This is a genomic window from Burkholderia metallica (genome assembly GCF_001718555.1).
In the GTDB taxonomy this organism is placed as follows: domain Bacteria; phylum Pseudomonadota; class Gammaproteobacteria; order Burkholderiales; family Burkholderiaceae; genus Burkholderia; species Burkholderia metallica.
This window is the reverse complement of record NZ_CP013401.1, coordinates 1,341,124-1,367,505: the sequence shown is the minus strand read 5'-3', so window position 1 is coordinate 1,367,505 and position 26,382 is coordinate 1,341,124. Positions and strand designations below refer to the sequence as shown.

The 26,382-nt window shown below is 66.2% G+C and carries 24 protein-coding genes; 4 read left to right on the top strand and 20 right to left on the bottom strand.

The window, feature by feature from the left end:
- Positions 1 to 100: 100 nt before the first annotated feature.
- The 11 genes from phoR to WJ16_RS06150 all read right to left on the bottom strand — a co-directional run bounded on the left by phoR (position 101) and on the right by WJ16_RS06150 (position 12,336).
- A complete protein-coding gene (phoR, locus tag WJ16_RS06200; RefSeq protein ID WP_069256309.1) occupies positions 101 to 1,420 on the bottom strand; it encodes a phosphate regulon sensor histidine kinase PhoR in 1,320 nt (439 codons plus the stop codon).
- Between the two features lie 57 nt (positions 1,421 to 1,477).
- Positions 1,478 to 2,179, bottom strand: coding sequence for a phosphate regulon transcriptional regulator PhoB (gene phoB / locus WJ16_RS06195; protein WP_027787869.1), 702 nt, complete (start codon positions 2,177 to 2,179; stop codon positions 1,478 to 1,480).
- A 31-nt stretch (positions 2,180 to 2,210) separates the two neighbouring features.
- Entirely contained in the window at positions 2,211 to 2,915 is a 705-nt protein-coding gene (phoU, locus tag WJ16_RS06190) for a phosphate signaling complex protein PhoU (protein ID WP_039347650.1), read from the bottom strand.
- Positions 2,916 to 2,933: 18 nt separating this feature from the next.
- The gene (pstB, locus tag WJ16_RS06185; RefSeq protein ID WP_069256308.1) at positions 2,934 to 3,782 is read right to left on the bottom strand and encodes a phosphate ABC transporter ATP-binding protein PstB; all 849 of its coding nucleotides are present in this window, start codon (positions 3,780 to 3,782) and stop codon (positions 2,934 to 2,936) included.
- 15 nt (positions 3,783 to 3,797) lie between these two features.
- Positions 3,798 to 4,691, bottom strand: coding sequence for a phosphate ABC transporter permease PstA (gene pstA, locus WJ16_RS06180; protein WP_069256307.1), 894 nt, complete (start codon positions 4,689 to 4,691; stop codon positions 3,798 to 3,800).
- The gene (pstC, locus tag WJ16_RS06175; RefSeq protein WP_069256306.1) at positions 4,688 to 5,674 is read right to left on the bottom strand and encodes a phosphate ABC transporter permease PstC; all 987 of its coding nucleotides are present in this window, start codon (positions 5,672 to 5,674) and stop codon (positions 4,688 to 4,690) included. Before pstC ends, pstA begins: the two co-directional genes overlap by 4 nt.
- A 94-nt stretch (positions 5,675 to 5,768) precedes the next feature.
- Positions 5,769 to 6,803: a phosphate ABC transporter substrate-binding protein PstS gene (pstS, locus tag WJ16_RS06170; RefSeq protein ID WP_069256305.1), complete on the bottom strand. Its 1,035-nt coding sequence runs from the start codon at positions 6,801 to 6,803 to the stop codon at positions 5,769 to 5,771.
- A 451-nt stretch (positions 6,804 to 7,254) separates the two neighbouring features.
- A complete protein-coding gene (gene glmM / locus WJ16_RS06165; protein ID WP_069256304.1) occupies positions 7,255 to 8,610 on the bottom strand; it encodes a phosphoglucosamine mutase in 1,356 nt (451 codons plus the stop codon).
- Positions 8,611 to 8,638: 28 nt separating this feature from the next.
- A complete protein-coding gene (gene folP, locus WJ16_RS06160) occupies positions 8,639 to 9,532 on the bottom strand; it encodes a dihydropteroate synthase (protein WP_472297415.1) in 894 nt (297 codons plus the stop codon).
- Positions 9,533 to 9,608: 76 nt separating this feature from the next.
- A complete protein-coding gene (gene ftsH, locus WJ16_RS06155) occupies positions 9,609 to 11,507 on the bottom strand; it encodes an ATP-dependent zinc metalloprotease FtsH (RefSeq protein ID WP_069256302.1) in 1,899 nt (632 codons plus the stop codon).
- 166 nt (positions 11,508 to 11,673) lie between these two features.
- Positions 11,674 to 12,336 (bottom strand): RlmE family RNA methyltransferase, encoded by a 663-nt coding sequence (locus tag WJ16_RS06150; protein WP_069256301.1) that lies wholly within the window; start codon positions 12,334 to 12,336, stop codon positions 11,674 to 11,676.
- Positions 12,337 to 12,529: 193 nt separating this feature from the next.
- On the opposite strand from WJ16_RS06150, the gene WJ16_RS06145 reads away from it, so the two are divergent.
- The gene (locus WJ16_RS06145; protein ID WP_069256300.1) at positions 12,530 to 13,057 is read left to right on the top strand and encodes a YhbY family RNA-binding protein; all 528 of its coding nucleotides are present in this window, start codon (positions 12,530 to 12,532) and stop codon (positions 13,055 to 13,057) included.
- A gap of 73 nt (positions 13,058 to 13,130) precedes the next feature.
- On the opposite strand, the gene WJ16_RS06140 is transcribed toward WJ16_RS06145, so the two are convergent.
- The 8 genes from WJ16_RS06140 to gloB all read right to left on the bottom strand — a co-directional run bounded on the left by WJ16_RS06140 (position 13,131) and on the right by gloB (position 23,616).
- Positions 13,131 to 13,589 carry a DUF4149 domain-containing protein gene (locus WJ16_RS06140; protein ID WP_069256299.1) on the bottom strand — a complete coding sequence of 153 codons (459 nt, stop codon included), beginning with the start codon at positions 13,587 to 13,589 and terminating at the stop codon, positions 13,131 to 13,133.
- Between the two features lie 14 nt (positions 13,590 to 13,603).
- Complete coding sequence (gene greA, locus WJ16_RS06135; RefSeq protein ID WP_057927897.1) at positions 13,604 to 14,080, bottom strand: transcription elongation factor GreA; 477 nt, start codon at positions 14,078 to 14,080, stop codon at positions 13,604 to 13,606.
- 118 nt (positions 14,081 to 14,198) lie between these two features.
- Complete coding sequence (carB, locus tag WJ16_RS06130) at positions 14,199 to 17,453, bottom strand: carbamoyl-phosphate synthase large subunit (protein WP_069256298.1); 3,255 nt, start codon at positions 17,451 to 17,453, stop codon at positions 14,199 to 14,201.
- A gap of 49 nt (positions 17,454 to 17,502) precedes the next feature.
- Entirely contained in the window at positions 17,503 to 18,162 is a 660-nt protein-coding gene (gene leuE / locus WJ16_RS06125; RefSeq protein ID WP_069256297.1) for a leucine efflux protein LeuE, read from the bottom strand.
- Positions 18,163 to 18,198: 36 nt separating this feature from the next.
- Positions 18,199 to 19,344 carry a glutamine-hydrolyzing carbamoyl-phosphate synthase small subunit gene (gene carA, locus WJ16_RS06120; RefSeq protein WP_069256296.1) on the bottom strand — a complete coding sequence of 382 codons (1,146 nt, stop codon included), beginning with the start codon at positions 19,342 to 19,344 and terminating at the stop codon, positions 18,199 to 18,201.
- 365 nt (positions 19,345 to 19,709) lie between these two features.
- Positions 19,710 to 20,927: an MFS transporter gene (locus tag WJ16_RS06115; protein WP_069256295.1), complete on the bottom strand. Its 1,218-nt coding sequence runs from the start codon at positions 20,925 to 20,927 to the stop codon at positions 19,710 to 19,712.
- Positions 20,928 to 21,083: 156 nt separating this feature from the next.
- Positions 21,084 to 22,658, bottom strand: coding sequence for a transglycosylase SLT domain-containing protein (locus WJ16_RS06110; RefSeq protein ID WP_069256294.1), 1,575 nt, complete (start codon positions 22,656 to 22,658; stop codon positions 21,084 to 21,086).
- Between the two features lie 151 nt (positions 22,659 to 22,809).
- Positions 22,810 to 23,616, bottom strand: a complete 807-nt coding sequence (gene gloB, locus WJ16_RS06105) for a hydroxyacylglutathione hydrolase (protein ID WP_069256293.1) — start codon at positions 23,614 to 23,616, stop codon at positions 22,810 to 22,812.
- A gap of 18 nt (positions 23,617 to 23,634) precedes the next feature.
- Here gloB and WJ16_RS06100 point away from each other — a divergent pair, with 18 nt between their 5' ends.
- Genes WJ16_RS06100 through dnaQ form a run of 3 tightly spaced genes read left to right on the top strand, consistent with a single transcriptional unit; the run spans position 23,635 to position 25,660 of the window.
- Positions 23,635 to 24,447, top strand: coding sequence for a class I SAM-dependent methyltransferase (locus WJ16_RS06100; RefSeq protein ID WP_069256292.1), 813 nt, complete (start codon positions 23,635 to 23,637; stop codon positions 24,445 to 24,447).
- Positions 24,444 to 24,887: a ribonuclease HI gene (gene rnhA / locus WJ16_RS06095; RefSeq protein ID WP_069256291.1), complete on the top strand. Its 444-nt coding sequence runs from the start codon at positions 24,444 to 24,446 to the stop codon at positions 24,885 to 24,887. The genes WJ16_RS06100 and rnhA overlap by 4 nt, the downstream gene beginning before the upstream one ends.
- Positions 24,888 to 24,925: 38 nt before the next feature.
- The gene (dnaQ, locus tag WJ16_RS06090; RefSeq protein ID WP_069256290.1) at positions 24,926 to 25,660 is read left to right on the top strand and encodes a DNA polymerase III subunit epsilon; all 735 of its coding nucleotides are present in this window, start codon (positions 24,926 to 24,928) and stop codon (positions 25,658 to 25,660) included.
- A 39-nt stretch (positions 25,661 to 25,699) separates the two neighbouring features.
- On the opposite strand, the gene WJ16_RS06085 is transcribed toward dnaQ, so the two are convergent.
- On the bottom strand, positions 25,700 to 26,032 hold the full coding sequence (locus WJ16_RS06085; protein ID WP_069256289.1) for a YnfA family protein: 333 nt from the start codon (positions 26,030 to 26,032) through the stop codon (positions 25,700 to 25,702).
- Between the last annotated feature and the right edge of the window lie 350 nt (positions 26,033 to 26,382).

The following is a 26,382-nucleotide window of genomic DNA, read 5'->3' as shown; positions in this document are numbered from 1 at the left end:
CGCGCCGCCCAGGAAAAAGAGCAGCCCGCGGGCTGCTCTTTTCGATTGCGGAGCCGGCATGCCGCCGCTCGCCGAACGAGCGACGCGGGCCGCTGCACGCTCAGGCCTCGAACGCGGCCGGCCGGATCGCGATGATACGCGAGCCCGGGAACCGGGCGGTGAACGTGCTGCCGCGCCCTTCCTCGCTCTGCACGTACAGGTGCGCGTCGTGCCGCTGCAGCACGTGCTTGACGATCGCGAGCCCGAGCCCCGTGCCGCCCGTATCGCGCGAGCGGCTGCGGTCGACGCGGTAGAAGCGTTCGGTGAGCCGCGGCAGATCGGCGGCCGGAATCCCGAAGCCGCTGTCCGTGACGGAAAACACGCCTTGCGCGCCCTCGCGCCGCCACGTCACGACGATCTTGCCGCCTTCCGGCGTATAGCGGATCGCATTGGTGACGAGGTTCGCGAACGCGCTGAACAGCTCCGTCTGCGCGCCGGTGACGCCGAGCGTCTCGTCGATCGAGAACGCGATGTCGTGATGCCCGTTCGACAGCGTCTGAGCGTCCTCCTTCAGATGGTCGAACACCGCGCGCATGTCGATCGCGCGATCGACCGGCGGCTTGCTCTCGCCCTCGAGCTTCGCGAGCACCAGCAGGTCGGTGACGATGTGCCGCATCCGCGATGCCTGCTGCTCCATCATCTCGAGATAGCGCGCGCGGTCTTCCTCGTTCAGCGGCAGCTCGCGCATCGTCTCGAGGAAACCCGACAGCACGGTGAGCGGCGTTTTCAGCTCGTGCGACACGTTCGCGACGAAGTCGCGTCGCATCGCGTCGGTCCGCTCGAGCTCGGTGATGTCCTGCGTGAGCAGCAGCTTGCGGTTCTCGCCGTACGGAAACACCTGCACTTCGAGCACGTTCTGGCGAGAATCGCCCATCCCGCGCATCACGAGCGTCTCGTCGTAATGCTGCGCATTCAGATAGCGGACGAACTCGGGATGGCGCACAAGGTTGGTGATGTGCTGGCGCAGGTCGCGCTTCGCGTCGAGGCCGAAGTGCACCTCGGCGATCGCGTTGCACCACTCGATCTGGTCGTGGTCGTCGAGCATCGCGACGCCGTTCGGCGACGCCTGGATCGCCTGGATGAAGCGCGAATGCTGCTGCTCGACCTGCCGCACCTGCGCGTGCCACTGCTTCGCGAGCTTGTGCAAGCGATAGTAGATCTCGCCCCAGATGCCCGGCGCGCTCGGCACCTCGCCGTAGACCGGCGCATCGAGCAGCCGCCACAGACGCTGCGTATGAAAGGTGCTGAAAAAACCCTGCGCGACCAGCATCACGACCAGGAACACGAGGCCCGAGATCGGGCCGGCGAACACGCCGACCAATACGCCGATCAGCACGAGCAGCACGAGCGACACCAGAAAGCGCGCCCAGATGATGTTCATGATTCAGCGCCCGAAAGAATGAACGGCACGCCGTGGCACACGGCATGCGTGAATACGTTACGCGTGCTTGGCGAGCCGATAGCCGCTGCCGCGCACGGTCTCGATCATCGCATCGCAGCCGGCCGGTTTCAAGGCCGCGCGCAATCGTTTGATGTGCACGTCGACGGTGCGCTCCTCGACGAACACGTGATCGCCCCACACCTGGTCGAGCAGTTGCGTGCGGCTGTGCACGCGCTCCGGATGCGTCATGAAGAAATGCAGCAGGCGGAACTCGGTCGGGCCGAGATCGAGCTTGATCTCGCTGCCTTCCGCATGCGCGGCGACGCGATGCGTGGCCGGGTCGAGACGCAGCCCGTTGATCGACACGACGTCCTCGGTCAGCTGCGGCGCGCGGCGACGCAGCACGGCCTTGATTCGCGCCATCAGCTCCTTCGGCGAGAACGGCTTCGTCACGTAGTCGTCCGCGCCGATTTCGAGGCCGAGCACCTTGTCCTGCTCGTCACCGCGCGCAGTCAGCATGATGATCGGGATGTGCTTGGTCCGTTCGTTGTTGCGCAGGTCGCGCGCGAACGCGATACCGGACTTGCCCGGCAGCATCCAGTCGAGCAGCACGAGATCGGGCAGCACGTCGCTGATCAGGTTCTGCGCCTGTTCGGCGTTGTACGCGCGGATCGGGCAGTGACCGGCGTGCTGGAGATTCACCGAGATCAGTTCGGAAATCGCGGGCTCATCTTCAACGACGAGAATGTTGCTGGGCATCGGCACCTCTTTTTTTCCTGTACGGAGTCGATTAACTATTGGCTTCGCGATCGAGCGTGTCGCGCGGCTGGTGCCGCACGTCGGTGCCCTTCACGATGTAGATGATGAATTCGGCGATGTTCTTCGCGTGGTCGCCGATCCGCTCGATCGCCTTCGCGATGAACAGGTATTCGAGGCCGACCGAGATCGTGCGCGGATCTTCCTGCATGTACGACACGAGCTTGCGCACGAACGCACGGAATTCCTGGTCGATCTCCTTGTCGTCCTTGACGATCTGCGCGGCGGCCACCGTGTCGAGACGCGCGAACGCGTCGAGCGCGCGGCGCAGGATCGTCACGGCCATCTCGCCCGACACCTTGATCTCGGCGATGTTGACCGTGCGCGCGGCCGGTTCGTCGACCAGGCGGCGCACGCGCTTCGCGATCTTCTCGGCCTCGTCGCCCGCGCGCTCGAGGTTCGTAATCGTTTTCGAAATCGACATCAAAAGGCGCAGGTCGCGCGCGGCAGGCTGCCTCCGCGCGATGATGTTGCCGCACTCCTGGTCGATGTCGACTTCCATCGCGTTCAGCGTTTCTTCCGCCGTGATGACCTTCTCGGCCGCGTCGCGATCGAACTCGTTCAGCGCGTGCATCGCGCCGACGATCTGCGACTCGACGAGCCCGCCCATTTCCAGCACTTTCGACGACACGGCGTTCAGGTCCGCATCGAACTGGCTCGACAGATGTTTATCCGACATGGCTGTTGTTCTCCGTCATCAGCCGAAGCGGCCGGTGATGTAGTCTTCCGTTTCCTTGCGTACCGGCTTGATGAAGATCTTTTCGGTCTCGCCGAATTCGATCAGCTCGCCCAGGTACATGTAGGCCGTGAAATCCGAGCAGCGCGCGGCCTGCTGCATGTTGTGCGTGACGATCACGACCGTGTAGTCGCTCTTCAGCTCCGCGATCAGCTCTTCGATGCGGCCCGTCGAGATCGGGTCGAGCGCCGAGCACGGTTCGTCGAGCAGCAGCACTTCCGGACGAATCGCGATGCCGCGCGCGATGCACAGACGCTGCTGCTGGCCGCCCGAGAGGCCGTAGCCGCTCTGGCTCAGCTTGTCCTTCACTTCGTTCCACAGCGCGGCCTTCGTGAGCGCCCACTCGACGCGGTCGTCCATTTCCGAGCGCGTGAGCTTTTCGAACATCTTCACGCCGAACGCGATGTTGTCGTAGATCGACATCGGGAACGGGGTCGGCTTCTGGAACACCATGCCGATACGCGCGCGCAGCAGCGAGATGTCGCGCTTCGTCGTCAGCAGGTTCTCGCCGTCCATCAGGATTTCGCCTTCGGCGCGCTGCTCCGGATAGAGCGCGAACATCTTGTTGAACGTGCGCAGCAGCGTCGACTTGCCGCAGCCCGACGGGCCGATGAACGCCGTCACCTTCCCTTCGGGAATGCTCAGGTTGATGTTCTTCAGCGCGTGGAACTTGTTGTAGAAGAAGTTGAGGTTGTTGACCTCGATCTTCGCGTTCAGCGGCGCGAGCGGGCGGCCGTGCGTCGCGTCGTGCGTGCCGGCCGGCGCAGCGGTGCGCTCGACAGGATTCAGGTGGCTTTCTGCCATATTCATCGGATCGCTCCGCCGTTACTTTTTCGAGAAGATCGAGCGCGCCAGGACGTTGAGTCCGAGCACCCCGAGCGTAATCAGGAACACGCCCGCCCATGCGAGCGACTGCCATTCCGCGAACGGGCTCATCGCGAACTTGTAGATCGTGACGGGCAGGTTCGCCATCGGCTGGCTCATGTCCCACGAGAAGAACTGGTTCGACAGCGCGGTGAACAGCAGCGGCGCCGTTTCGCCGGCGATCCGCGCGACCGCGAGCAGCACGCCCGTCACGATCCCGCCGACCGACGCGCGCAGCGTGATCTTCAGCACCATGCGCCACTTCGGCGTGCCGAGCGCGAAGGCTGCTTCACGCAGCGCGTTCGGCACGAGCTTCAGCATGTTCTCGGTCGTGCGGATCACGATCGGAATCTGCAGCAACGCGAGCGCGATCACGCCGGCCCAGCCCGAGAAACGCCCGGACTTCGCGACGACGATCGCATACACGAACAGGCCGATCACGATCGACGGCGCGGACAGCAGGATGTCGTTGATGAAGCGGATCGTGCCCGCCAGCAGGTTCTTCTGGCCGTATTCGGCGAGATAGACGCCCGCGAGGATGCCGATCGGCGTGCCGACCAGCGTGCCGAAACCGCACAGCAGCAGGCTGCCGACGATCGCGTTCGCGAGACCGCCGCCTTCCGTGTTCGGTGCCGGCGTCGATTCCGTGAACAGTTGCAGCGACAGGCCGCTGACGCCGAGATGCACCGTCGTGTAGAGAATCCACACGAGCCACAGCAGGCCGAAGGCCATCGCGCCGAGCGACGCGGCCAGGGCGATCGCGTTGACGGCTTTGCGCTTGCGCTGCAGGCGGTTGCGCATCGCGTCGAGCACAGCGCCGTCCGGCCCCGGGAAATTCATGATGGGCTCGCTCATTTCTTGCCCTCTCCCTTCTCGAGACGAAGCAGCAGCAGTTTGGAGATGGACAGCACGATGAACGTGATCACGAACAGGATCAGGCCCAGCTCCATCAGCGCGGACGTATGCAGGCCCGGTTGCGCTTCCGCGAATTCGTTCGCCAGCGCCGACGTGATGCTGTTGCCCGGCGCGAACAGCGACACGCTGTCGAGCAGGTTCGTGTTGCCGATCACGAAGGTCACGGCCATCGTCTCGCCGAGCGCGCGGCCGAGGCCGAGCATCACGCCGCCGATCACGCCGGTCTTCGTATAGGGCAGCACGACCTTCCACATCACTTCCCAGGTCGTGCAGCCGATCCCGTATGCCGATTCCTTCAGCAGCACCGGCGTGACTTCGAACACGTCACGCATCACCGAGGCGATGTACGGGATGATCATAATCGCGAGAATCACGCCGGCGGCCAGGATGCCGATACCGATCGGCGGGCCGGCGGTGAGCGGGCCGAGAATCCACACGTCCTTGAACAGGTGGCCGAGCGGCTTCTGGAAATACTCCGCGAAGATCGGCGCGAACACGAGCAGGCCCCACATGCCGTACACGATCGACGGAATCGCGGCGAGCAGCTCGATCGCGATGCCGAGCGGGCGGCGCAGCCACACGGGCGACAGCTCAGTGAGGAACAGCGCGATGCCGAAGCTGACCGGCACCGCGATGACGAGCGCGATGATCGACGTCACGATCGTGCCGTAGATCGGCACGAGCGCGCCGTAGATGTCCGAGTTGGGATCCCACTCGGATTGAAACAGGAAGCCGAGGCCGAACTTCTGGATGGTCGGCATCGACGCAATGATCAGGGAAACGATGATCCCGCCGAGCAGCAGCAGGGTCACAATGGCGGCCAGCCGCGCAAGACCGCCGAATACGACATCCCCGAGGCGGCCCGGCGCGCGTTGCTGCGCAACGTCGGGGGACCGTGAGGACGTATAGGAAATATCAGACATGGGTGCCTGCTTTTGATTGCCGGGCGCCGTAACGCCCGGCTTTACCGCACACACTGCCCGACCGGCACGGCCGGGCAGCGAACCGCTGCAATGCTTACTCGGCGGCGACCGGCTTGCCCGATGCGTCCGTCACCTTGACCTTCCACTGCTTGCGGATTTCCGCTTCGACTGCCGGCGGCAGCGAGATGTAGTCGAGGCTGTCGGCTGCCTTCTCGCCGTTCTTGAACGCCCAGCTGAAGAACTTCAGCGTTTCGACGCCCTGCTCCGGCTTGTCCTGCTTCGCATGCAGCAGCACGAACGTCGCGCCGACGACCGGCCATGCTTCCTTGCCCGGCTGGTTCGTCAGGATCTGATAGAACGACTTCGACCAGTTCGCGCCGGCGGCAGCGGCCTTGAACGTTTCCGTCTTCGGCTCGACCACCGTGCCCGTCGAGTTCTTCAGGGCCGTGTAGACCATGTTGTTCTTCTTCGCGTACGCCCATTCGACGTAGCCGACTGCGCCCGGCAGACGCTGCACGAATGCCGCGACGCCGTCGTTGCCCTTGCCGCCCGTGCCCGTCGGCCAGTTGACCGTCGTGCCTTCGCCGACCTTCGACTTCCACTCGTCGTTGACCTTCGACAGATAGTTCGTCCAGATGAAGCTCGTGCCCGAACCGTCGGCGCGGCGCACCACGGCGATGTCCGTATCCGGCAGCTTGACCTTCGGGTTCAGCGCGGCGATTGCCGGGTCGTTCCACTTCTTGATCTTGCCGAGGTAGATGTCGCCGAGCACCGGGCCCGACAGCGTCAGTTCGCCCGGCTTCACGCCCGGCACGTTGACGACCGGCACCACGCCGCCGACCACCGTCGGGAACTGGAACAGGCCTTCCTTCGCGAGCTCGTCATCCTTCAGCGGAGCGTCCGAACCGGCGAAATCGACCGTCTTCGCGACGATCTGCTTCAGGCCGCCCGACGAACCGATGCCTTGATAGTTGACCTTCGCGCCGCCGGACTGCTGGTAGTCGGCAGCCCATTTCGTGTAGATCGGCATGGCGAACGTGCTGCCTGCGCCCGTGATGTCGGCAGCGTGAGCGGCGACGGCGAAAAGCGCGCCAGCCAGGCCGGCAATCGCGGTTTGCATCAATTTCATGAGACCTCCAGTGTGTGAGCGGATGACTACGGCACCGCGAAGGTTAGGGGCTCCTCATGACGGTAATGTGACAATCGATGAAACTGGCGTGACAGTAACATGACTGGTTGAAAGGGAGTATCGGGTGCGGCGGGTGTGGTGTCCGGACGGCGCCGGAACGGCGGGGGCGGCACGAACGTCCTGCCTGGAAGGGTCGGGGCGACTGCCCGTTCACATGGGTGCGGGCGGATCCTGGCCCAGTGTCAGCGCTGCGGATCGCCACCGCTGGAATCGGCTCGACATTCGGGGTCGGATGATTTAACGAGTCCTGAACCGAACGGTCGAAGACCGCTTCTTTATAGATATCGCAAACCTTTGCGCCTGACGAAATCGCGGCGCCGCGAAGGCGCCGCATGCCGGTTCATCCGGGCGCCTGCGCGCAGGCGTTCGACCGCCCGCGCCGGCTCGCGCGTCAGGCCGTCGCCGCGCGCACCGCGTCGGCGATCGCCTCCGCATGGCGGACCGCGTCCGTCGCCTGCTGCGCTTCGACCATCACGCGCAGCACGGGCTCCGTGCCCGACGCGCGGATCAGCACGCGGCCGCTGCCGGCGAGTGCGGCTTCGGCCGCGTCGATCGCGGCGCGAATCGACGCGCTGCCCTTCCAGTCGGCGCCCGGCTTCATCCGCACGTTGATCAGCTTCTGCGGGAACAGCGTGACGCCGTCGAGCATCTGCGCGAGGGTCCGGCCGCTGCGCTTGAGTGCGGCCAGCACGAGCAGCGCCGACACGATGCCGTCGCCGGTCGAGTGCCGGTCGAGCGACAGGATGTGCCCCGAGCCCTCCGCGCCGAGCTGCCAGCCATGCTCGCGCAACTGTTCGAGCACGTAGCGGTCGCCGACCGCCGCACGAACGAACTTCACGCCCTCGCGCTGCAGCGCGACTTCGACGGCGAGGTTCGTCATCAGCGTGCCGACCGCGCCGTCGACCTTGCCGTCGGTCGCGATCCGGTCCTTCACGAGCACGTAGAGCAGCTCGTCGCCGTTGTACAGGCGACCGGTTGCGTCGACGACCTGCAGGCGGTCCGCATCGCCGTCGAGCGCGATGCCGAGATCGGCATGGTTCGCGCGCACCGCGCGCACCAGCGCGTCCGGCGCGGTCGCGCCGACCCCGTCGTTGATGTTGAAGCCGTTCGGCGCGACACCGATCGGAATCACGTCCGCGCCGAGTTCGTGGAACACGTGCGGCGCGATCTGGTACGCGGCGCCGTGCGCGCAGTCGACCACGAGCTTCAGCCCGCGCAGGTCGAACGCGGCCGGGAACGTGCTCTTGCAGAACTCGATGTAGCGGCCGGCCGCGTCGTCGAGGCGGCGCGCCTTGCCGAGACCGTCGGACGACGCGCATTCGAGCGGCTTGTCGAGCCACGCTTCGATCGCGGCCTCGGTGTCGTCCGGCAGCTTGTTGCCGTCGGCGGAGAAGAACTTGATCCCGTTGTCGTGATACGGGTTGTGCGACGCGCTGATCACGACGCCCGCCGACAGGCGCAATGCGCGCGTCAGGTACGCGACGCCCGGCGTCGGCATCGGGCCGGCCAGCATCACGTCGACACCGGCCGCCGAGAAACCGGCCTCGAGCGCGGCCTCGAGCATGTAGCCCGACACGCGCGTGTCCTTGCCGATCAGCACGGTCGGGCGCGAGCCTGCCGCGACATCGGCCGAGCTGGCCAGCACCTTGCCGGCCGCATAGCCGAGACGCAACACGAAATCCGGCGTGGTGGGCGCCTCGCCCACCGTGCCGCGAATGCCGTCCGTGCCGAAATATCGACGTCCCATGGTGAATCTTCCTCCTTCGTCTTCTGACTTATCGTTGCCGCGCGGCTTCGCGCACGGCATTCCAGATTTTCAGCGCATCGACCGTCGCCGCGACGTCGTGCACGCGCACGATCGCCGCGCCGCGCTCGACCGCGCACAATGCGGCCGCCACGCTCGCCGCGACGCGCTCCATCGGCGGCTTGCCGCCGATCACCGCGCCGAGCATCGACTTGCGCGACATGCCCGCGAGTATCGGATATGCGCGCCCGTCGGGCCGCGCGGGCGCCGTGTCCGGCAACGCGGCCAGCAGCGCATAGTTGTCGTCGACGACCGCCTTGCCGAACCCGAAGCCGGGATCGACGCAGATTCGCTCCGCCGCCACCCCCGCTTCGCGCAGCGCCTGCGCGCGCGCGGCGAGGAAATTGCGCACGTCGGTCACGACGTCGCCGTAATCGGGTTCGCCGACCTGCATCGTCTGCGGTTCGCCGAGCATGTGCATCGCGCACAGCCCGCAGTTGCCGTCGCGCACCGCGTCGATCGCGCCCGGCTGGCGGAACCCCCAGATGTCGTTGATCAGGTCGGCGCCTGCGGCGAGCGCCGCGCGCATTACGGCCGGCTTGTAAGTGTCGATCGACAGCGGCACGTTCAGCGGCCGCAGCGCCTCGACGAGCGGGATCACGCGCGCAAGCTCCTCGTCGAGCGGCACGGGCGGCGCGCCGGGGCGCGTCGATTCGCCGCCGATATCGAGGAGGTCGACGCCTTCGGCAATCATCCGCTCGGCCTGGCGCAGCGCGTCGTCGCGCGCGAGGAAGCGGCCGCCGTCGGAGAACGAATCGGGCGTGGCGTTGAGGATGCCCATCACGAGCGGGCGTTCGAACGTCAGTTCGAAGCGGCCGCACTGGAGCGGCGCGGGAAGGAGCGGGGAAACTGAGGAATCGGACACGAGCAACTGGCGTGAATGAATGCAAAACGGGCCGGTGTGAAGCCACACCAGCCCGTGAACGGCGTTAAAGCGGAGATTATGCCGCCGGCGAAGCCGGCGCCGGCGCGCTGCCGGGCTTCACCTCGGCGCTGGTGCCGCCACCCGACGAATCGCCGCCGACTGCCGGCGAGCTCTTCGGGGAGCGCGGCGGACGGCCTTCCATGATGTCGTTGATCTGATCGGCATCGATCGTCTCCCACTCCATCAGCGCGGCCGTCATCGCTTCGACCTTGTCGCGGTTCTCTTCGAGCAGGCGGCGTGCAAGGCCGTATTGCTCGTCGAGCACGCGGCGGATTTCCGAATCGACCTTCTGCTGCGTCGCTTCCGAAATCGTGCGCGTGAAGCCACGGCCGAACGGCGACGCATCGTTCTCGTCGTCGACGTAGACCATCGGCCCGAGCGCGTCGGTCATGCCGAAGCGGGCCACCATCGCACGTGCCGTCTGCGTTGCCTTGTTGAAGTCGTCCGATGCGCCGGTGCTGATGAGATTCAGGAACAGCTCTTCCGCCACCCGGCCGCCGAACAGGATCGCGAGGCGATCCATCAGGTAGTCCTTCGAGTACGTCTCGTTGTCATGCTCCGGCAGCTGCCACGTGACACCCAGCGCGCGACCGCGCGGAATGATCGTGACCTTGTGCACCGGGTCGGCCTTCGGCAACAGCTTCGCGATCACCGCATGGCCCGACTCGTGATACGCGGTCGCACGCTTCGCTTCCTCGCGGATCACGGCCGACTTGCGCTCCGGACCCATGAAGATCTTGTCCTTCGCGTCTTCGAAATCCTGCATCTCGACGATGCGCTTGCCGCGACGGGCGGCAAACAGCGCAGCCTCGTTCACGAGGTTCGCGAGATCGGCGCCCGAGAAGCCCGGCGTGCCGCGCGCGATGACGGCCGCGTCGACGTCGTTCGCGATCGGCACCTTGCGCAAATGCACGCGCATGATCTGTTCGCGACCGCGGATATCCGGCAGACCGACGTAGACCTGGCGGTCGAAACGGCCCGGACGCAGCAGCGCCTTGTCGAGCACGTCGGAACGGTTGGTGGCAGCGATCACGATCACGCCCGAGTTCGCTTCGAAGCCGTCCATCTCGACGAGCATCTGGTTCAGCGTCTGCTCGCGCTCGTCGTTACCGCCGCCCATGCCGGCGCCGCGATGACGGCCGACCGCGTCGATTTCGTCGATGAACACGATGCACGGCGCGTGCTTCTTCGCCTGCTCGAACATGTCACGCACACGGGCCGCGCCGACGCCGACGAACATTTCGACGAAGTCCGAACCCGAGATGCTGAAGAACGGCACCTTCGCTTCACCCGCGATCGCGCGGGCCAGCAGCGTCTTGCCGGTACCCGGGGGGCCGACGAGCAGCACGCCGCGTGGAATGCGGCCGCCCAGCTTCTGGAATTTCTGCGGGTCGCGCAGGAAGTCGACGAGCTCGGACACTTCTTCCTTCGCTTCGTCACAGCCCGCGACGTCGGAGAAGTTCACCGCGTTGTTGTTCTCGTCGATCAGCCGCGCGCGCGATTTCCCGAACGAGAATGCGCCGCCTTTGCCGCCCCCCTGCATCTGCCTCATCATGTAGAACCAGAACACGATGATCAGGATCGTCGGCCCGAGGTAGTACAGCGCGGACATCAGCGCGTTCGGTTCGTCGTCGGCCTTGCCGCTGACCTGCACGCCGTACTTCATCAGATCGCCGACCATCCAGATGTCGCCGGGCGACACGATCTGGTATTTCTGGCCATCAGCCGGAGTGACGGTGAGGTTGCGCCCCTGAACGATGACGTTCTTGACCTTGCCGTTCTTGGCGTCGTCCATGAACTGCGAATAGGACACGCCTTCCTGGACGCGGGGCTTGTCGAACTGCTTGAACACCGTAAACAGCACCAGTGCAATCACCAGCCACACTGCTGCCTTCGAAAACATATTGTTGTTCAAAGCACCACTCCTTCACTCGTAGACGAGCGCCTACATTTTCCTTGCGGCGCCCCTCGGTCATTCTAATCCAGTCCGACCACCCTCGCCATAAGCATTGACAACCGCCGCGATAGCGCTTCGCTTGTCTGGCAAGGGCCGGAGCCGTTTGCGGCACCCCCGCCGCGCATCAGCGCGGGCGTTTCAGATGCCGACCCAAAATGAACGTTTCGGACGATTTGTCGCGGGACGCCTTCGGCTTGCGCGGCGCGACGGTCTTAAACTGCTGTTTGAATTTCTCGACGATCTGGCTGTAGCCGCTGCCGTGAAAACACTTCACGAGCAGCGCTCCGTCCGGTTTCAGATGATTCTGCGCGAATTCGAGCGCCAGATCGCACAGATGCTCGATGCGCGCCGCGTCCGCCGAGGCCACGCCGGAGAGGTTGGGGGCCATGTCGGAAATAACAAGGTCCACCGCACGCCCTTCCAGCACTTCTTCGAGCTGATGAAGGACGTCGTCCTCGCGGAAGTCGCCCTGCAGGAAATGGACGTCGGCGATCGGCTCCATCGGCAGGATGTCGAGCGCAACGATCGTGCCGTCGATACCGCCCTCGCGTTCCGCATCGCGCTTCCTGCCCTGCGCGAGCTTGTTGCGAGCATACTGGCTCCAGCTGCCCGGCGTTGCGCCGAGGTCGACGATCACCTGGCCCGGACGGATCAGCTTGTCCTGCTCGTCGATTTCCTTCAGCTTGTACGCGGCACGCGCGCGATAGCCCTCCCGCTGCGCCATTTTGACGTACGGATCGTTGATGTGGTCGTGCAGCCAGTGCTGGTTGAAGCGGTTTTTTGCCATTCGAAAGAGAGATTGCTGCCAATTGCTTCGTGAAGCCGCGCTTTTAGCGGATAATACGCGTCTTCTTCGCGCGGCTGAGGCCCCTTTTCAGGCCCAAGCCGCGATTTTACGTGGTTTCGGCGCACGGCTGACGCGGCAACGTCCCGCGAACGCTTTTCAGCCAGCGCGCCCTTATTAAGATTTCGACATTTCCATGCCCGCCCTTTCGCTTTCTCCCGCCGAGCGCTCCGCGCTGCGCTCCCAGGCCCATGCGCTCAAGCCCGTCGTGCTGATCGGCGCCGAAGGGCTGACCGACGCCGTGCTGAAGGAAATCAAGGTCCACCTGGCCGCGCACCAGCTGATCAAGATCCGCGTGTTCGGCGACGAGCGCGACGCGCGCGTCGCGATCTACGACGAGATCTGCGATCGCCTGAGCGCGGCGCCGATCCAGCACATCGGCAAGCTGCTGGTGATCTGGAAGCCCGAAGCCGCCGCAGCGGCACCCGCCCGCGGCCGTCGCGCCGGCGCGCTGCCGAGCGCGGCCGAAGCCGCCGACGACAAGAAAGGCCGTGCACCGCGCACCGTCAAGGTCGTCAAGGTGTCGCCGAACGCGAGCCCCGTGCGTCGCCCGAAGCCGACGAAGGTCGTCGTGCGCGGCAACGAGCGCGTGACGGCAGGCGGCAACGTGAAGCGCGCCAAGAAGCGCCAGGCCAGCACGAAGCGTCCGTTCCAGGACAAGTAAGCATCGGGGCGGCGCGCACGATCCGTGCCGCCGCCCTGCCCGAGGGCCCGGCCTCGGCCGGCCCCCGCGGCGCTCACGCGTCGCGCGCGGGCAAACGCCAGATCAGCATCAGCCCCAGCACGCTCTCGACCAGATAGAACACGCTCGAGACGCCGTGCAGCATCCCGAAGCGGCTCGCATACGGCGAGTTCGCGATATCGGTGCCCGCGTCCATCGCGGCCACCCGCAGTGCGTTCATGAACGGCTGCAGCGCAAAATACCCGACCAGCACGCAGACCACCATCGCGGCAACGATCCAGCGCACGCGCCGGTATTCGCTGCTGCCGCGCCGCACCTGCTGGTTCGACAACGCGAGCAGCAGCACGCCGCACACGACACCGAGGATCGCCTCGATCCGGAACAACTGGGCGGCGACCGTCCCGGCCGTCATCCGCTCCAGCGTCTTGAACAGCACGGGCGCGACCGCATACCCGATCGTCAGCAGGCTGCCGACCCATACGGCCGACAGCAGACGGAACACGCGATGCGGCATCACGTCGCCCCGCTTCAGATGTAGCTGACCGAGATGATCTCGTACTCGCGCACGCCGCTCGGCGCCTGCACGGCCGCGACGTCGCCTTCGGACTTGCCGATCAGTGCGCGCGCGATCGGCGAGCTGACCGAGATCAGGCCGTGATCGATGTCGGCTTCGTCGTCTCCGACGATCTGGTACTTGACGGTGTCGCCCGACTCGAGATCCTCGAGTTCGACGGTCGACGCGAAAACCACGCGGCCTTCCGCGTCGAGCACGGTGGGATCGATGACCTGCGCGGCCGACAGCTTCGACTCGAGTTCCGCGATACGACCCTCGATGAAGCCCTGCTTTTCCTTCGCCGCATCGTATTCGGCGTTTTCGGACAGGTCGCCCTGTGCGCGTGCCTCCGCGATCGCGTTGATCACGGCCGGCCGCTCGACGGACTTGAGGCGCTGCAATTCATCGCGCAGAAGTTCTGCGCCACGCTTTGTCAACGGAATGGTGCTCATAAACGGCTCAATCGCTAAAAACGGCTATAAAAAAAATCACCGCGATTAAGCGCGCTTCCGATGCACTGGAAACACCGCCTAATCGCGGCACGTGTTGCTTCGACAGGTAACTGACTGCTTAGTTTAGGCGAGCGTGAAGACCTTGTAAATCATAGACTTCCAGATCCTTCAGGTAGCGCAAGCCTTCGACGGCCGCGCGCGCGCCCGACATCGTCGTGTAGTACGTGACCTTGTGCGCCTGCGCGCTCATGCGGATCGAACGCGAATCGGCGATCGCCTGGCGCGTCTCGTCGACCGTCGTGAACACGAGGGCGATCTCGCCGTTCTTGATCATGTCGACGATGTGCGGACGGCCGTCCTTCACCTTGTTCACGACCTTCACCGGCACACCGGCCGCTTCGATCGCGGCAGCCGTGCCCTTCGTCGCGACGATCGGGTAGCCGAGGTCGTGCAGCATGCGCGCGACTTCGACGGCCTTCGGCTTGTCCGCGTCCATCACGGTCAGCAGCACCGTGCCCGACTCCGGCAGGCGCGAACCGGCCGCGAGCTGCGACTTGAACAGCGCTTCGCCGAACGTCCGGCCGACACCCATCACTTCGCCGGTCGAACGCATTTCAGGCCCGAGGACCGGATCGACGGCCGGGAACTTGACGAACGGGAACACCGCTTCCTTCACGCTGAAGTACGGCGGCTCGACTTCCTTCGTCACGCCCTGCTGCGCGAGCTTCTGGCCGACCATCGCGCGCGCCGCGATCTTCGCGAGCGGCAGGCTGGTCGCCTTCGACACGTACGGCACCGTGCGCGACGCGCGCGGGTTCACTTCCAGCACGTAGATGATGTCCTGCTTCGAACCGTCCGCCTGCGGCACCTGCTGGATCGCGAACTGCACGTTCATCAGGCCGACCACGTTCAGCGCCTTCGCCATCGCGCCCGTCTGGCGCTTCAGCTCGGCCACGGTTTCCTTCGACAGCGAATACGGCGGCAGCGAGCATGCCGAGTCGCCCGAGTGGACGCCCGCCTGCTCGATGTGCTCCATCACGCCGCCGATGAACACGGCCTCGCCGTCGCAGATGCAGTCGACGTCGCATTCGATCGCATCGTTCAGGAAGCGGTCGAGCAGCACCGGCGAATCGTTCGACACCTTCACGGCCTCGCGCATGTAGCGCTCGAGGTCGCGCGGCTCGTGGACGATTTCCATTGCGCGGCCGCCCAGCACGTACGACGGGCGCACGACGAGCGGGTAGCCGATTTCGTCCGCGAGCGCGAGCGCTTCGTCTTCGGCGCGGGCAGTGCGGTTCGGCGGCTGGCGCAGGCCGAGGTCCTGCAGCAGCTTCTGGAAGCGTTCGCGGTCTTCGGCCGCGTCGATCATGTCCGGCGACGTGCCGACGATCGGCACACCATGCGCCTCGAGGTCGAGCGCGAGCTTCAGCGGCGTCTGGCCGCCGTACTGGACGATCACGCCGACCGGCTTTTCCTTGTCGACGATCTCGAGCACGTCTTCGAGCGTCAGCGGCTCGAAGTACAGGCGGTCGGACGTGTCGTAGTCGGTCGACACCGTTTCCGGGTTGCAGTTGACCATGATCGTTTCGTAACCGTCCTCGCGCATCGCGAGCGCCGCGTGCACGCAGCAGTAGTCGAACTCGATACCCTGGCCGATCCGGTTCGGGCCGCCGCCCAGCACCATGATCTTCTTGTTGGTGGTCGGCTGCGCCTCGCACTCTTCCTCGTAGGTCGAGTACATGTAGGCGGTCTTGGTCGCGAACTCGGCCGCGCACGTGTCGACGCGCTTGTAGACCGGGCGCACGTTCAGTTCGACGCGACGCTTGCGCACGTCTTCCGGCGTCGCGCCGAGCAGCTTCGCGAGGCGGCGGTCGGAGAAGCCGCTCTGCTTCAGGTAGCGCAGCTCGTCGAACGTCAGCGACGCGAGCGTACGGCCCGCGAGCGCCTTTTCCTTCAGGATGATCTGCTCGATCTGCTCGAGGAACCACGGATCGATCGCGGTTTCCGCGTAGATTTCCTGGGCCGTCATGCCGATGCGGAATGCATCGCCGACGTACCAGATACGGTCCGGGCCCGGCTCGTGGATCTCGATCGCGATCTCGTCGCGGTTGGTCGACTTCTCGTCGAGACCGTCGACGCCGACTTCGAGGCCGCGCAGCGCCTTCTGGAACGATTCCTGGAACGTGCGGCCGATCGCCATCACTTCGCCGACCGACTTCATCTGCGTGGTCAGGCGCGAATCGGCTTCGCGGAACTTCTCGAACGCGAAGCGCGGGATCTTCGTGACGACGTAGTCGATCGTCGGCTCGAACGACGCCGGGGTCTGGCCGCCGGTGATTTCGTTCTTCAGCTCGTCGAGCGTGTAGCCGACCGCCAGCTTCGCCGCGACCTTCGCGATCGGGAAGCCCGTCGCCTTCGACGCGAGCGCCGACGAACGCGACACGCGCGGGTTCATCTCGATCACGACCATGCGGCCGTCGCGCGGGTTGATCGAGAACTGCACGTTCGAGCCTCCCGTGTCGACGCCGATCTCGCGCAGCACCGCGAGCGATGCGTTGCGCAGGATCTGGTATTCCTTGTCGGTGAGCGTCTGCGCCGGCGCGACCGTGATCGAGTCGCCGGTGTGCACGCCCATCGGGTCGAGGTTTTCGATCGAGCAGACGATGATGCAGTTGTCGGCGCGGTCGCGCACGACTTCCATCTCGTATTCCTTCCAGCCGAGCAGCGACTCTTCGATCAGCAGCTCGCGCGTGGGCGACAGATCCAGGCCGCGCTTGCAGATCTCTTCGAATTCTTCGCGGTTGTACGCGATGCCGCCGCCCGAGCCGCCGAGCGTGAACGACGGACGGATCACGACCGGATAGCCGCTGCCGCCGGTGAGCGCCATGATTTCGGCGTGCACCTGGGTCGCCTCTTCCATCGAGTGCGCGATGCCCGACTTCGCGGAACCGAGACCGATCTTGGTCATCGCTTCCTTGAACTTCTGGCGGTCTTCCGCCTTGTCGATCGCTTCCGGCGACGCGCCGATCAGCTCGACGCCGAACTTCTCGAGCACGCCGTGGTGGTGCAGGTCGAGCGCGCAGTTCAGCGCGGTCTGGCCGCCCATCGTCGGCAGGATCGCGTCCGGGCGCTCCTTCTCGATGATGCGTGCGACGACTTCCCACGTGATCGGCTCGATGTAGGTCACGTCGGCCGTGTTCGGGTCGGTCATGATCGTCGCCGGATTGCTGTTGACGAGAACGACCTTGTAGCCCTCCTCACGCAGCGCCTTGCAAGCCTGCGCGCCCGAATAGTCGAACTCGCACGCCTGGCCGATGATGATCGGGCCGGCGCCGATGATGAGGATGCTCTTGATGTCTGTGCGTTTTGGCATGGCTTGTGAATTCAGTAAGTAATCGTTGTCGTGGGTCGGCCGGCTGCGCTCAGCTCATCGTGGCGAGCGCGAGCTTCACCGAGAAACCGATGAACAGGCCGCCCACGCTGCTCGCCGCGCCCGCCGCGAGCTTGCGGCGGCGGCGGAAGTGCTCGGCGAGCCGCGCACCCGCGAAGATCAGCGTGCTCAGGTACAGGAAGCTCGCGCACTGCGCGATCGCCCCGAGCACGACGAACGACAGCGCGGGATGCGGGAATGCCGGGTCGACGAACTGGATGAAGAACGAGATGAAGAACAGGATCGCCTTCGGATTCAGCAGGCTCACGATCAGCGCTTTCCGGAACGGCCGCTCGCCGTCGACGGCCGGCGGCGCATCGACCGGCGCATCGCCGCGCGCGCGCAGCTTGCTCCACGCGCTGCGCAGCATCCCGGTGCCGATGTACAGCAGATACGCGGCGCCGCCGTACTTGACGACGGAGAACAGCAGCGGGTTCGCCTTCAGCAGCGACGCGACGCCGGCGGCGGACAGCACCATCAGCACCGTATCGCCGACGAACACGCCGCACGCCGCGCGATAACCGGCCTTCACGCCGCGCTGCGCGGCGAGCGACAGCACGTACATCGAGTTCGGCCCCGGCAGCAGGATGATGAAGATCACGCCGAACACGTAGGTCCAGATATCCGTGATGCCGAGTGCGTGGCCGAACATGATGTGAATCTCCCGTCCTTCGGTTGCGTCAGTGACTCAGGCGTTGCGCTGCTTCGCCGCGTCCATCAGCGCGGTGAAACGGTCGAACAGGTAGCCGATGTCGTGCGGGCCGGGCGACGCTTCCGGGTGGCCCTGGAAGCAGAACGCCGGCTTGTCGGTCAGCTCGAAGCCCTGCAGCGTGCCGTCGAACAGCGACACGTGCGTCACGCGCGCGTTGGCCGGCAGCGAATCGGCATCGACCGCAAAGCCGTGGTTCTGCGACGTGATCACGACACGGCCGTCGCCGAGATCCTTCACCGGGTGGTTCGCGCCGTGATGGCCGGTCTTCATCTTCAGCGTCTTCGCGCCGACCGCGAGGCCCATGATCTGGTGGCCGAGGCAGATGCCGAAGGTCGGCACGCCGCGCTCGATGAACTGCTTCGTGGCCGCGATCGCGTAGTCGCACGGTTCCGGGTCGCCGGGGCCGTTCGACAGGAAGATGCCGTCCGGATTCAGCGCGAGCGCATCTTCCGCGCTCGCCTGGGCCGGCAGCACCGTCACGTGGCAGCCGCGCTCCGCGAGCATGCGCAGGATGTTGTACTTGACGCCGAAATCGTACGCGACGACGCGGTACTTCGGCGCTTCCTGCATGCCGTAGCCGCCTTCGAGGCGCCATTCGGTCTGCTTCCACTCGAACGGCTTCGTGGTCGACACGACCTTCGCGAGATCCATCCCCGCGAGGCCCGGGAACGAGCGCGCGAGCTCGATCGCCTTCGCTGCGTCGTCCGAGCCCGTCAGGATGCAGCCGTTCTGCGCGCCCTTGTCGCGCAGGATGCGGGTCAGCTTGCGGGTGTCGATGCCGGCGATCGCGACGACGCCTTCGTCGCGCAGGTAGTCGCCGAGCGTGCGGTCCATGCGGAAGTTCGATGCGAGCGTGGGCAGATCGCGGATGATCAGGCCGGCGGCATGGACTTTCGTGGCTTCGACGTCTTCGGCGTTGACGCCGACGTTGCCGATATGCGGGTAGGTGAGCGTGACGATCTGGCGCGAGTAGCTCGGATCAGTCAGGATTTCCTGATAGCCGGTGATCGCGGTATTGAACACGACTTCGCCGATCGTGTGGCCTTCGGCCCCGATCGAATAACCACGAAAGACCGTGCCGTCGGCGAGTGCAAGCAAGGCGGGAGTAAAAGACGGCAACACGGGAGGCTCCTTGGGGAACACCCTGCTGCCGACCTGTTTACCCTGCCGCGCGAGCGCCGCGCTGCGTGGGCGCGCGGGGTCGCTTGCTGGACGCGGCCTGCGTTGTCGAGACGCGAAACCGGCGCGTGGCGCACGAGGCTTCGCGGCATCGCCCGGCAGGCGGCGTGCGGCGGATGAACGGGATGAATGAGGTAGGCGCTAGGGTGCGAGGTTGATCAGCACAAACTTTCAAATTATAGCCTGAAAATGGCCCTATCTTCAATGGATATGGCCGCCCGATCGTGTGCGCGCCGCGCCCGGCGACGCGGCACGCGCTGCTACGGCCCCGTTTCCGCGGCCGCCCTACCTGCCAGCGTACCGCCGGATCAGTCTGTCTGGCCAGCACCGCGCGCCGGCCAGACGTACCAGACCGCGCTCGCGAGCTGCAGCGCGAGCAGCACGCCCCATGCGGTGAAGTGCGCGACGGCCGGATAGCGGCCGTCGACCGCCGGCCAGTGCGACAGCACCGCGCCGACCCCGATCTGGAACGCGAAGATCAGCAGGAAGATCACGAGCGTGAGCGTCGTGTTCGCGCGGCCGATCAGGTGCGCGGGGAAATGCCCGGCCATCACCGCGTAGGTCAGGATGCCGACGCCGCCGAACATGCCGTATGCAGCCCACAGCACGGCCGGCGGCAACGGCACGCGCGCGACGATCGCGGCCTGCGTCGCGACGAACAGCGCCATGCCGACGCCGCAGAACGCGTACACGGACACGCCGCGCCGCTCGAGCACGCGTGCGGCGGCGCCGAAGCCGACGCAGCCGGCCATCATCGCGAAGCCGAGCACCGACACGAGGCGCGCGGCATGCGCCGCGTCGAACCCCGCGACGTCGCGCAGGTACGGCCCGACCCACAGCGACTGCATCGCGTAGAACACGCCCTGCGTGACGACGGAAAACGACGAGATCTTCCAGAACGCGCGGCTGCTCAGGATGTGCCACGTGCCCTTGAACTGGCTGACGAGCCCGCCCTGATGGCGCACCTGCGGCGCTTCCGGCGCGCCGAGGCCGATCGACGCCGCGACGGCCACCGTCAGCACCGCGAGGCCGAAACAGATCGCGCGCCAGTTCGTCCAGCCGAGCAGCCAGGTCAGCGGCGAGCCGACCATCACGCCGCCCAGGCCGCCCACGGCCATCACGAGGCCGTTGACGAGCGGCAGCCGGCCGACCGGGAAATGCTGCGCGAGCGCCTTGAACGCCGCGCCGAGACACACCGATACGCCGACGCCGATCAACAGCCGGCCGACCATCATCGTGCCGAGGCTGTGCGCGGCGCCGAACACGGCCGCGCCGGCGGCCGCGAACAGCAGCATGCCGGCTGTCACGCGGCGCGGGCCGAAGTGGTCGAGCATCACGCCGGCCGGGATCTGCGCGCCCGCGAAGCCGAGGAAATAGAGACTGGTGAGCAGGCCGAGATCGGCGGCCGACAACCCGAGCTCGTGCGTGACGAACGGCGCGAAGCCCAGATTGACGCCGCGAAACACATACGACACGAAATACCCGACCGAAAACAGCGCGAGCACCCTCAGCTGCACCGACGACATCGCTCCCCCTCGTTATTTGAAGACATGCGAAGCGGCGCCCCCGCGCCGCGCGCAAACAAAAACGCCGTCACCTCGGTGACGGCGTTCGTCGCATTTCGTCGGATGATAGCGCAATCGCGCGAACCGGTCCGGCCGCACGATGCGTTCGCGACCGTATTACTTCTTCTTGCCCTTGTGCGCGGCGGCCTTGGCCGGTGCCGCTTTCGCGGGCGCCGCCTTCGCCGATTTGGCCGCCGGTTTCGCCGCGCCGCGCTTCGCGCCGTGCGACTTGCCGCCCACCGTCAGGCTCGCGCGCTCGATGCGCGCGCCGCCGGCCGACGTCGCGATCCGCTCCGGGCCGGGCTCCGCCGGCACCGAACGGCCGACCGGCACGTGCAGCACGAGCGCCTGGCCCGGCATCGCGAGATCGCGGTGCGTGCGGTTCCACGCCTTGAGCTGGCCGACCGACACGCCGTAGCGGCCGGCGATCGCCGCCATCGACTGCTTGCGGCGCACGCGGATCAGCATCTTGCGCGTGTCGGGGACGTCGGGTTCCATCGCGAGCGCGCCGTTTTCGGCGACGTCGGCGCTGATGTCCTCGTCGTCGTCATCGCCGCGCGGCACGACGATCGTCGAGCCCGGCTTCAGGCGCATGCCGGCCGGAATCTTGTTGATCGACATCAGCGTATCGGCGTCCACGCCGATCTTCTCGGCAATCGCGGCCGGCCGTGCGCGCTCGCTGACCGTATAGGTGGTCCACGACGACAGCTGGCCGTTGTACGCCTTCAGGTTCTTCTCGAACGCCGACGCGTTGTCGAACGGCAGCAGGATCTGCGGCTCGGTCGCGCCGAGGATCACCGGCTTCGAGAACGACGGGTTCAGCGAGCGGAATTCGTCGAGCGACAGGTTCGCGAGCTTCGCGGCGACCGCCACGTCGATGTCGCGCGACGTCGTGACCGTCACGAAATACGGGTGGTTCGGGATGTCCGGCAGCGTCAGCCCATACTGCTGCGGGCTCGCGATGATGTTCTTCACCGCCTGCAGCTTCGGCACGTAGTTGCGCGTCTCGTTCGGCATCCGCAGGCTCTGGTAGTCGGTCGGCAGGCCGGCCGCCTGGTTGCGCGCGATCGCGCGCTGCACGTTGCCCTCGCCCCAGTTGTACGCGGCGAGCGCCAGGTACCAGTCGCCGAACATGTCATGCAGGCGCGACAGGTAGTCGAGCGCGGCGCTCGTCGACGCGAGCACGTCGCGGCGCTCGTCCTGCCACATGTTGCGCTTCAGGTTGTACGTGCGGCCCGTGCCGGGCATGAACTGCCACATGCCGGCCGCCTTCGCGACCGACAGCGCCTGCGGGTTGTACGCGGACTCGATGAACGGCAGCAGCGCGAGCTCGGTCGGCATGTGACGCGCCTCGAGCTCCTCGACGATGTGGTACAGGTACTTCTGCGAGCGCTCGGTCATGCGCTGCACGTAATCGGGCCGCTGCGTGTACCAGGTCGTCTGCATGTCGACGAGGTCGCTCTGCAGGTCGGGCATCTGGAAACCGCGGCGGATGCGCCCCCAGAGATCGGAGTCGGCACTGGTCAGGTCGCCGACGGATTGCTTGTCGACGTCGACAGTTTCTTTGGCGGTGGCTGATTTACGGAGGTAGTTGGACGTCGCCTGCGAATCGGCGGCGTTGTTGGCGACAGGCGGCTGGCTCGCACAAGCGGCGAGCAACAGCACCACCATCGCACTCAATATAAGTCGCATGAAAATCTCGGCTTCCGACGGCTGGAAATTGCAGGCGATACTACGGAAGTGCGTGCTTCACGTCAATAAAAACACCGAAAACTCAGCGAAATCCTACATTTGGAGCAATTTTTACAGACACCGCTTGAGCTTTGGAGTCCTCCGGAAATCATCATCGGAACCGGTTTTTCCACTCGCGCATCAGCGTGAACGCCGTCAGACGATCCGGCACCGTTTCGTGCAGCTCGGCCTCGAGCGTCGCGCGGATCGCGTCGCTGTCGGCCCGCATGAACGGGTTAACGGCACGCTCATGTGCAATCGTAGTGGGCAGCGTCGGCACGCCGCGCGCGCGCAGCGCCTGCGCGTCGTCGCGCCATGCGGCGAGCGCCGCATTGCCGGGCTCGCAGGCCAGCGCGAAGCGGATGTTGGACAGCGTGTATTCGTGTGCGCAATGCACGCGCGTGTCGCCCGGCAGCGCCGCGAGCGCGTCGAGCGACGCGAGCATCTGCGCGGGCGTGCCTTCGAACAGGCGGCCGCAGCCGCACGAGAACAGCGTGTCGCCGCAGAATACGTGCGGCACCGCGTTGTGCGGGCCGGCCGCCTGGAAATAGGCGATGTGGCCGCGGGTGTGACCGGGCACGTCGAGCACGTCGAAGGCGACTGCGGGCGCGTCGAGCGTCACGCGCGCACCGCCTGCCAGCGGCTGCGTGACCACGCCGATCGCCTCGGCCGCGGGGCCGTAAACGGCGAGCGGCGCATCGTCCGGTTGGGTATCGCGCAGTGCCGCGACACCGCCGACATGGTCGGCGTGATGGTGCGTGAGTAAAATAGCGGTCAACCGCCAGCCGCGTTCCGCAAGAACCCGGCGCACCGGCGCGGCTTCACCCGGATCGACGGCGATCGCATCGCGGCCGTCCGAGACGAGCCAGATATAGTTGTCATCGAATGCCGGAACCGGCACGTATTCCAGCTCGTTCATAGGCGCGCAATCATCGTTATGTCTGACCGTCAAATTATAGACTGGCCCGCCTGGACCGACTCGCCGCCCGGCCGCTACGTGCTGGGCTGGGAACAGGCGCAGCTCGACCGGATCGTGTCCGACGTCTTCGGGTTCCACGCGCTGCAGCTCGGCCTGCCGCAGCTCGACGCGCTGCGCGAGAACCGCATGCCGTATCGCGGCCTCGTGCTCGATCCGGCGAGCGGCGCGAGCGCGCCGTACCAGTATCCGTGGGCGCGCGACGCGCATGCGCCCGAGCACGCGCCGGACGGCCGCAGCACGACCTGGTGCGACCTGCTCGACCTGCCGTTCGAGTCGCAGAGCGTCGACCTGATCGTGATGCCGCACACGCTCGAATTCACGTCCGATCCGCACCGCCTGCTGCGCGAGGCCGAGCGCGTGCTGATGCCGGAAGGCCAGCTCGTGATCACCGGCTTCAATTCGCTCAGCCTGTGGGGCATGCGGCAATCGTTCGGGCGCATGGCGAACCGCCCGTTCGTGCCGGCCACGCGCGACCAGATCGCGTTCATCCGGCTGAAGGACTGGATCAAGCTGCTCGGCTTCGACCTCGAACGCGGCCGTTTTGGCTGCTACCGCCCGCCGCTCGCCACCGACCAGTGGCTGGCCCGCTACGGCTTCATGGAAGCCGCCGGCGACCGCTGGTGGCCGATCTTCGGCGCCGTCTACATGGTGACGGCCGTCAAGCGCGTGCGCGGCATGCGCCTCGTCGGCCAGATCCGGATGAAGAAGCCCGTGCTCGCTCCGGGCCTGACGCCGGCGGCCTCCCCGACCACCCATCAAGAACATTCATGACAATCGACACCATCGACATCTATACCGACGGCGCCTGCAAGGGCAACCCCGGCCCCGGCGGCTGGGGCGCACTGATGCGCTACGGCGACAAGGAGAAGGAACTGTTCGGCGGCGAGCCGAACACCACCAACAACCGCATGGAGCTGATGGGCGTGATCGCCGCGCTCGAAGCGCTGAAGCGGCCGTGCCAGGTCGTCGTGCATACCGACTCGCAATACGTGCAGAAAGGCATCAGCGAGTGGATCCACGGCTGGAAGAAGAAAGGCTGGGTCACCGCCGCGAAGACGCCGGTGAAGAACGCCGACCTGTGGAAGCGGCTCGACGCGCTCGTCGCGCAGCACGAGGTCGAGTGGCGCTGGGTCAAGGGCCACGCCGGCCATCCGGAAAACGAGCGCGCGGACGCGCTCGCGAATCGCGGCGTCGAATCGCTCACGGCCTGAACGCGGGCCGCTCCCCTGTTTCCTACGTATTTCCCGACATGCGCCAGATCATTCTCGATACCGAAACCACCGGCCTGAACGCCCGCACGGGCGACCGCCTCATCGAAATCGGCTGCGTCGAGCTGCTGAACCGGCGGCTCACCGGCAACAACCTGCACTTCTACGTGAACCCCGAGCGCGACAGCGATCCGGGCGCGCTGGCAGTGCACGGCCTCACGACCGAATTCCTCAGCGACAAGCCGAAATTCGCGGAAGTCGCCAACCAGATCCTCGACTTCGTGAAGGGCGCCGAGCTGATCATCCACAACGCGCCGTTCGACCTGGGCTTTCTCGACGCCGAATTCGCGCGGCTCGGCATGCCGCCGTTCACCGAACATTGCGGCGGCGTGATCGACACGCTGGTGCAGGCCAAGCAGATGTTCCCCGGCAAGCGCAACTCGCTCGACGCGCTGTGCGACCGCTTCGGCATCAGCAACGCGCACCGCACGCTGCACGGCGCACTGCTCGACTCGGAGCTGCTCGCCGAGGTGTATCTGGCGATGACGCGCGGCCAGGACAGCCTCGTGATCGACATGCTCGACGACGCGGGCGCCGACGGCGGCGCGGGGAACGGCCAGCGCGTGTCGCTCACGGCGCTCGACCTGATCGTGCTGGCCCCGAGCGACGACGAACTCGCCGCGCACCAGGCGCAGCTCGACGAGCTCGACAAGTCGGTCAAGGGCACCTGCGTGTGGCGCCAGTCGGCCGATCCGGACGCCGCCGAAGCGGCCTGACGCGCCGCACGCAGCGCACGACACGCGCCGCGGCCGCGCCTACCCGCGCGGCTGCAGCGCGATGACCGCCATTCCGCCGAGCGCGAGCACCGCGCCGGCCACATCCCAGCGGGTCAGCGCGACGCCGTCGACCACCCGCAGCCACACCAGCGCCACCGCGATGTACACGCCGCCGTACGCGGCATAGGTGCGCCCCGCCGCGCTCGGATGCAGCGTCAGCAGCCACGCGAACAGCGCGAGCGACAGCGCGGCCGGTACCAGCAGCCACACCGGCCGGCCCTCCTTCAGCACGAGCCACGGCAGGTAACAGCCGACGATTTCGGCCAGCGCGGTAGCGGCGAACAGCGCCGCGATCCTGATCAGTTCGGTCATCCGGTTCCTCGTCGATTCGCCCCGGTCGCCGGGGGCCGCACGGCCCCGCCGCGCGCGGCCGATCATACCCGAGCCGGCTGCGCCGGACGCCCCGCCAGACGGGCGACTCCCGGCAATTTGCACGATCGTCAGTCATCGTGCTATCATGTCGCCTGTTTCAACATTCAATCTCTGTCTATTCGATTTCGACGAAAGTCCGTCCGCGCGTTGCGGGCCGGCCGTTCCACCGAAATCGCACCCACAGGAAAGCCCGCCCGACAGGCCCGCTTTTCTCGTTTCGTTGCCCCTCCGGGGCGTTGCCGGAACGCCGGACCCATCGTCCGCACCGGCATCTGCCGCCAGCATCACGC

Coding starts and splice junctions, on each gene's coding strand:
- WJ16_RS06150 (WP_069256301.1), bottom strand. CDS start 12,336: ATGGCAAAAAACCGCTTCAACCAGCACTGGCTGCACGACCACATCAAC.
- glmM (WP_069256304.1), bottom strand. CDS start 8,610: ATGGGACGTCGATATTTCGGCACGGACGGCATTCGCGGCACGGTGGGC.
- pstB (WP_069256308.1), bottom strand. CDS start 3,782: ATGAATATGGCAGAAAGCCACCTGAATCCTGTCGAGCGCACCGCTGCG.
- WJ16_RS06100 (WP_069256292.1), top strand. CDS start 23,635: ATGTCTGACCGTCAAATTATAGACTGGCCCGCCTGGACCGACTCGCCG.
- WJ16_RS06085 (WP_069256289.1), bottom strand. CDS start 26,032: ATGACCGAACTGATCAGGATCGCGGCGCTGTTCGCCGCTACCGCGCTG.
- phoB (WP_027787869.1), bottom strand. CDS start 2,179: ATGCCCAGCAACATTCTCGTCGTTGAAGATGAGCCCGCGATTTCCGAA.
- dnaQ (WP_069256290.1), top strand. CDS start 24,926: ATGCGCCAGATCATTCTCGATACCGAAACCACCGGCCTGAACGCCCGC.
- gloB (WP_069256293.1), bottom strand. CDS start 23,616: ATGAACGAGCTGGAATACGTGCCGGTTCCGGCATTCGATGACAACTAT.
- rnhA (WP_069256291.1), top strand. CDS start 24,444: ATGACAATCGACACCATCGACATCTATACCGACGGCGCCTGCAAGGGC.
- greA (WP_057927897.1), bottom strand. CDS start 14,080: ATGAGCACCATTCCGTTGACAAAGCGTGGCGCAGAACTTCTGCGCGAT.
- WJ16_RS06115 (WP_069256295.1), bottom strand. CDS start 20,927: ATGTCGTCGGTGCAGCTGAGGGTGCTCGCGCTGTTTTCGGTCGGGTAT.
- WJ16_RS06145 (WP_069256300.1), top strand. CDS start 12,530: ATGCCCGCCCTTTCGCTTTCTCCCGCCGAGCGCTCCGCGCTGCGCTCC.
- phoU (WP_039347650.1), bottom strand. CDS start 2,915: ATGTCGGATAAACATCTGTCGAGCCAGTTCGATGCGGACCTGAACGCC.
- pstA (WP_069256307.1), bottom strand. CDS start 4,691: ATGAGCGAGCCCATCATGAATTTCCCGGGGCCGGACGGCGCTGTGCTC.
- carB (WP_069256298.1), bottom strand. CDS start 17,453: ATGCCAAAACGCACAGACATCAAGAGCATCCTCATCATCGGCGCCGGC.
- WJ16_RS06110 (WP_069256294.1), bottom strand. CDS start 22,658: ATGCGACTTATATTGAGTGCGATGGTGGTGCTGTTGCTCGCCGCTTGT.
- pstS (WP_069256305.1), bottom strand. CDS start 6,803: ATGAAATTGATGCAAACCGCGATTGCCGGCCTGGCTGGCGCGCTTTTC.
- leuE (WP_069256297.1), bottom strand. CDS start 18,162: ATGTTCGGCCACGCACTCGGCATCACGGATATCTGGACCTACGTGTTC.
- WJ16_RS06140 (WP_069256299.1), bottom strand. CDS start 13,589: ATGCCGCATCGCGTGTTCCGTCTGCTGTCGGCCGTATGGGTCGGCAGC.
- phoR (WP_069256309.1), bottom strand. CDS start 1,420: ATGAACATCATCTGGGCGCGCTTTCTGGTGTCGCTCGTGCTGCTCGTG.
- pstC (WP_069256306.1), bottom strand. CDS start 5,674: ATGTCTGATATTTCCTATACGTCCTCACGGTCCCCCGACGTTGCGCAG.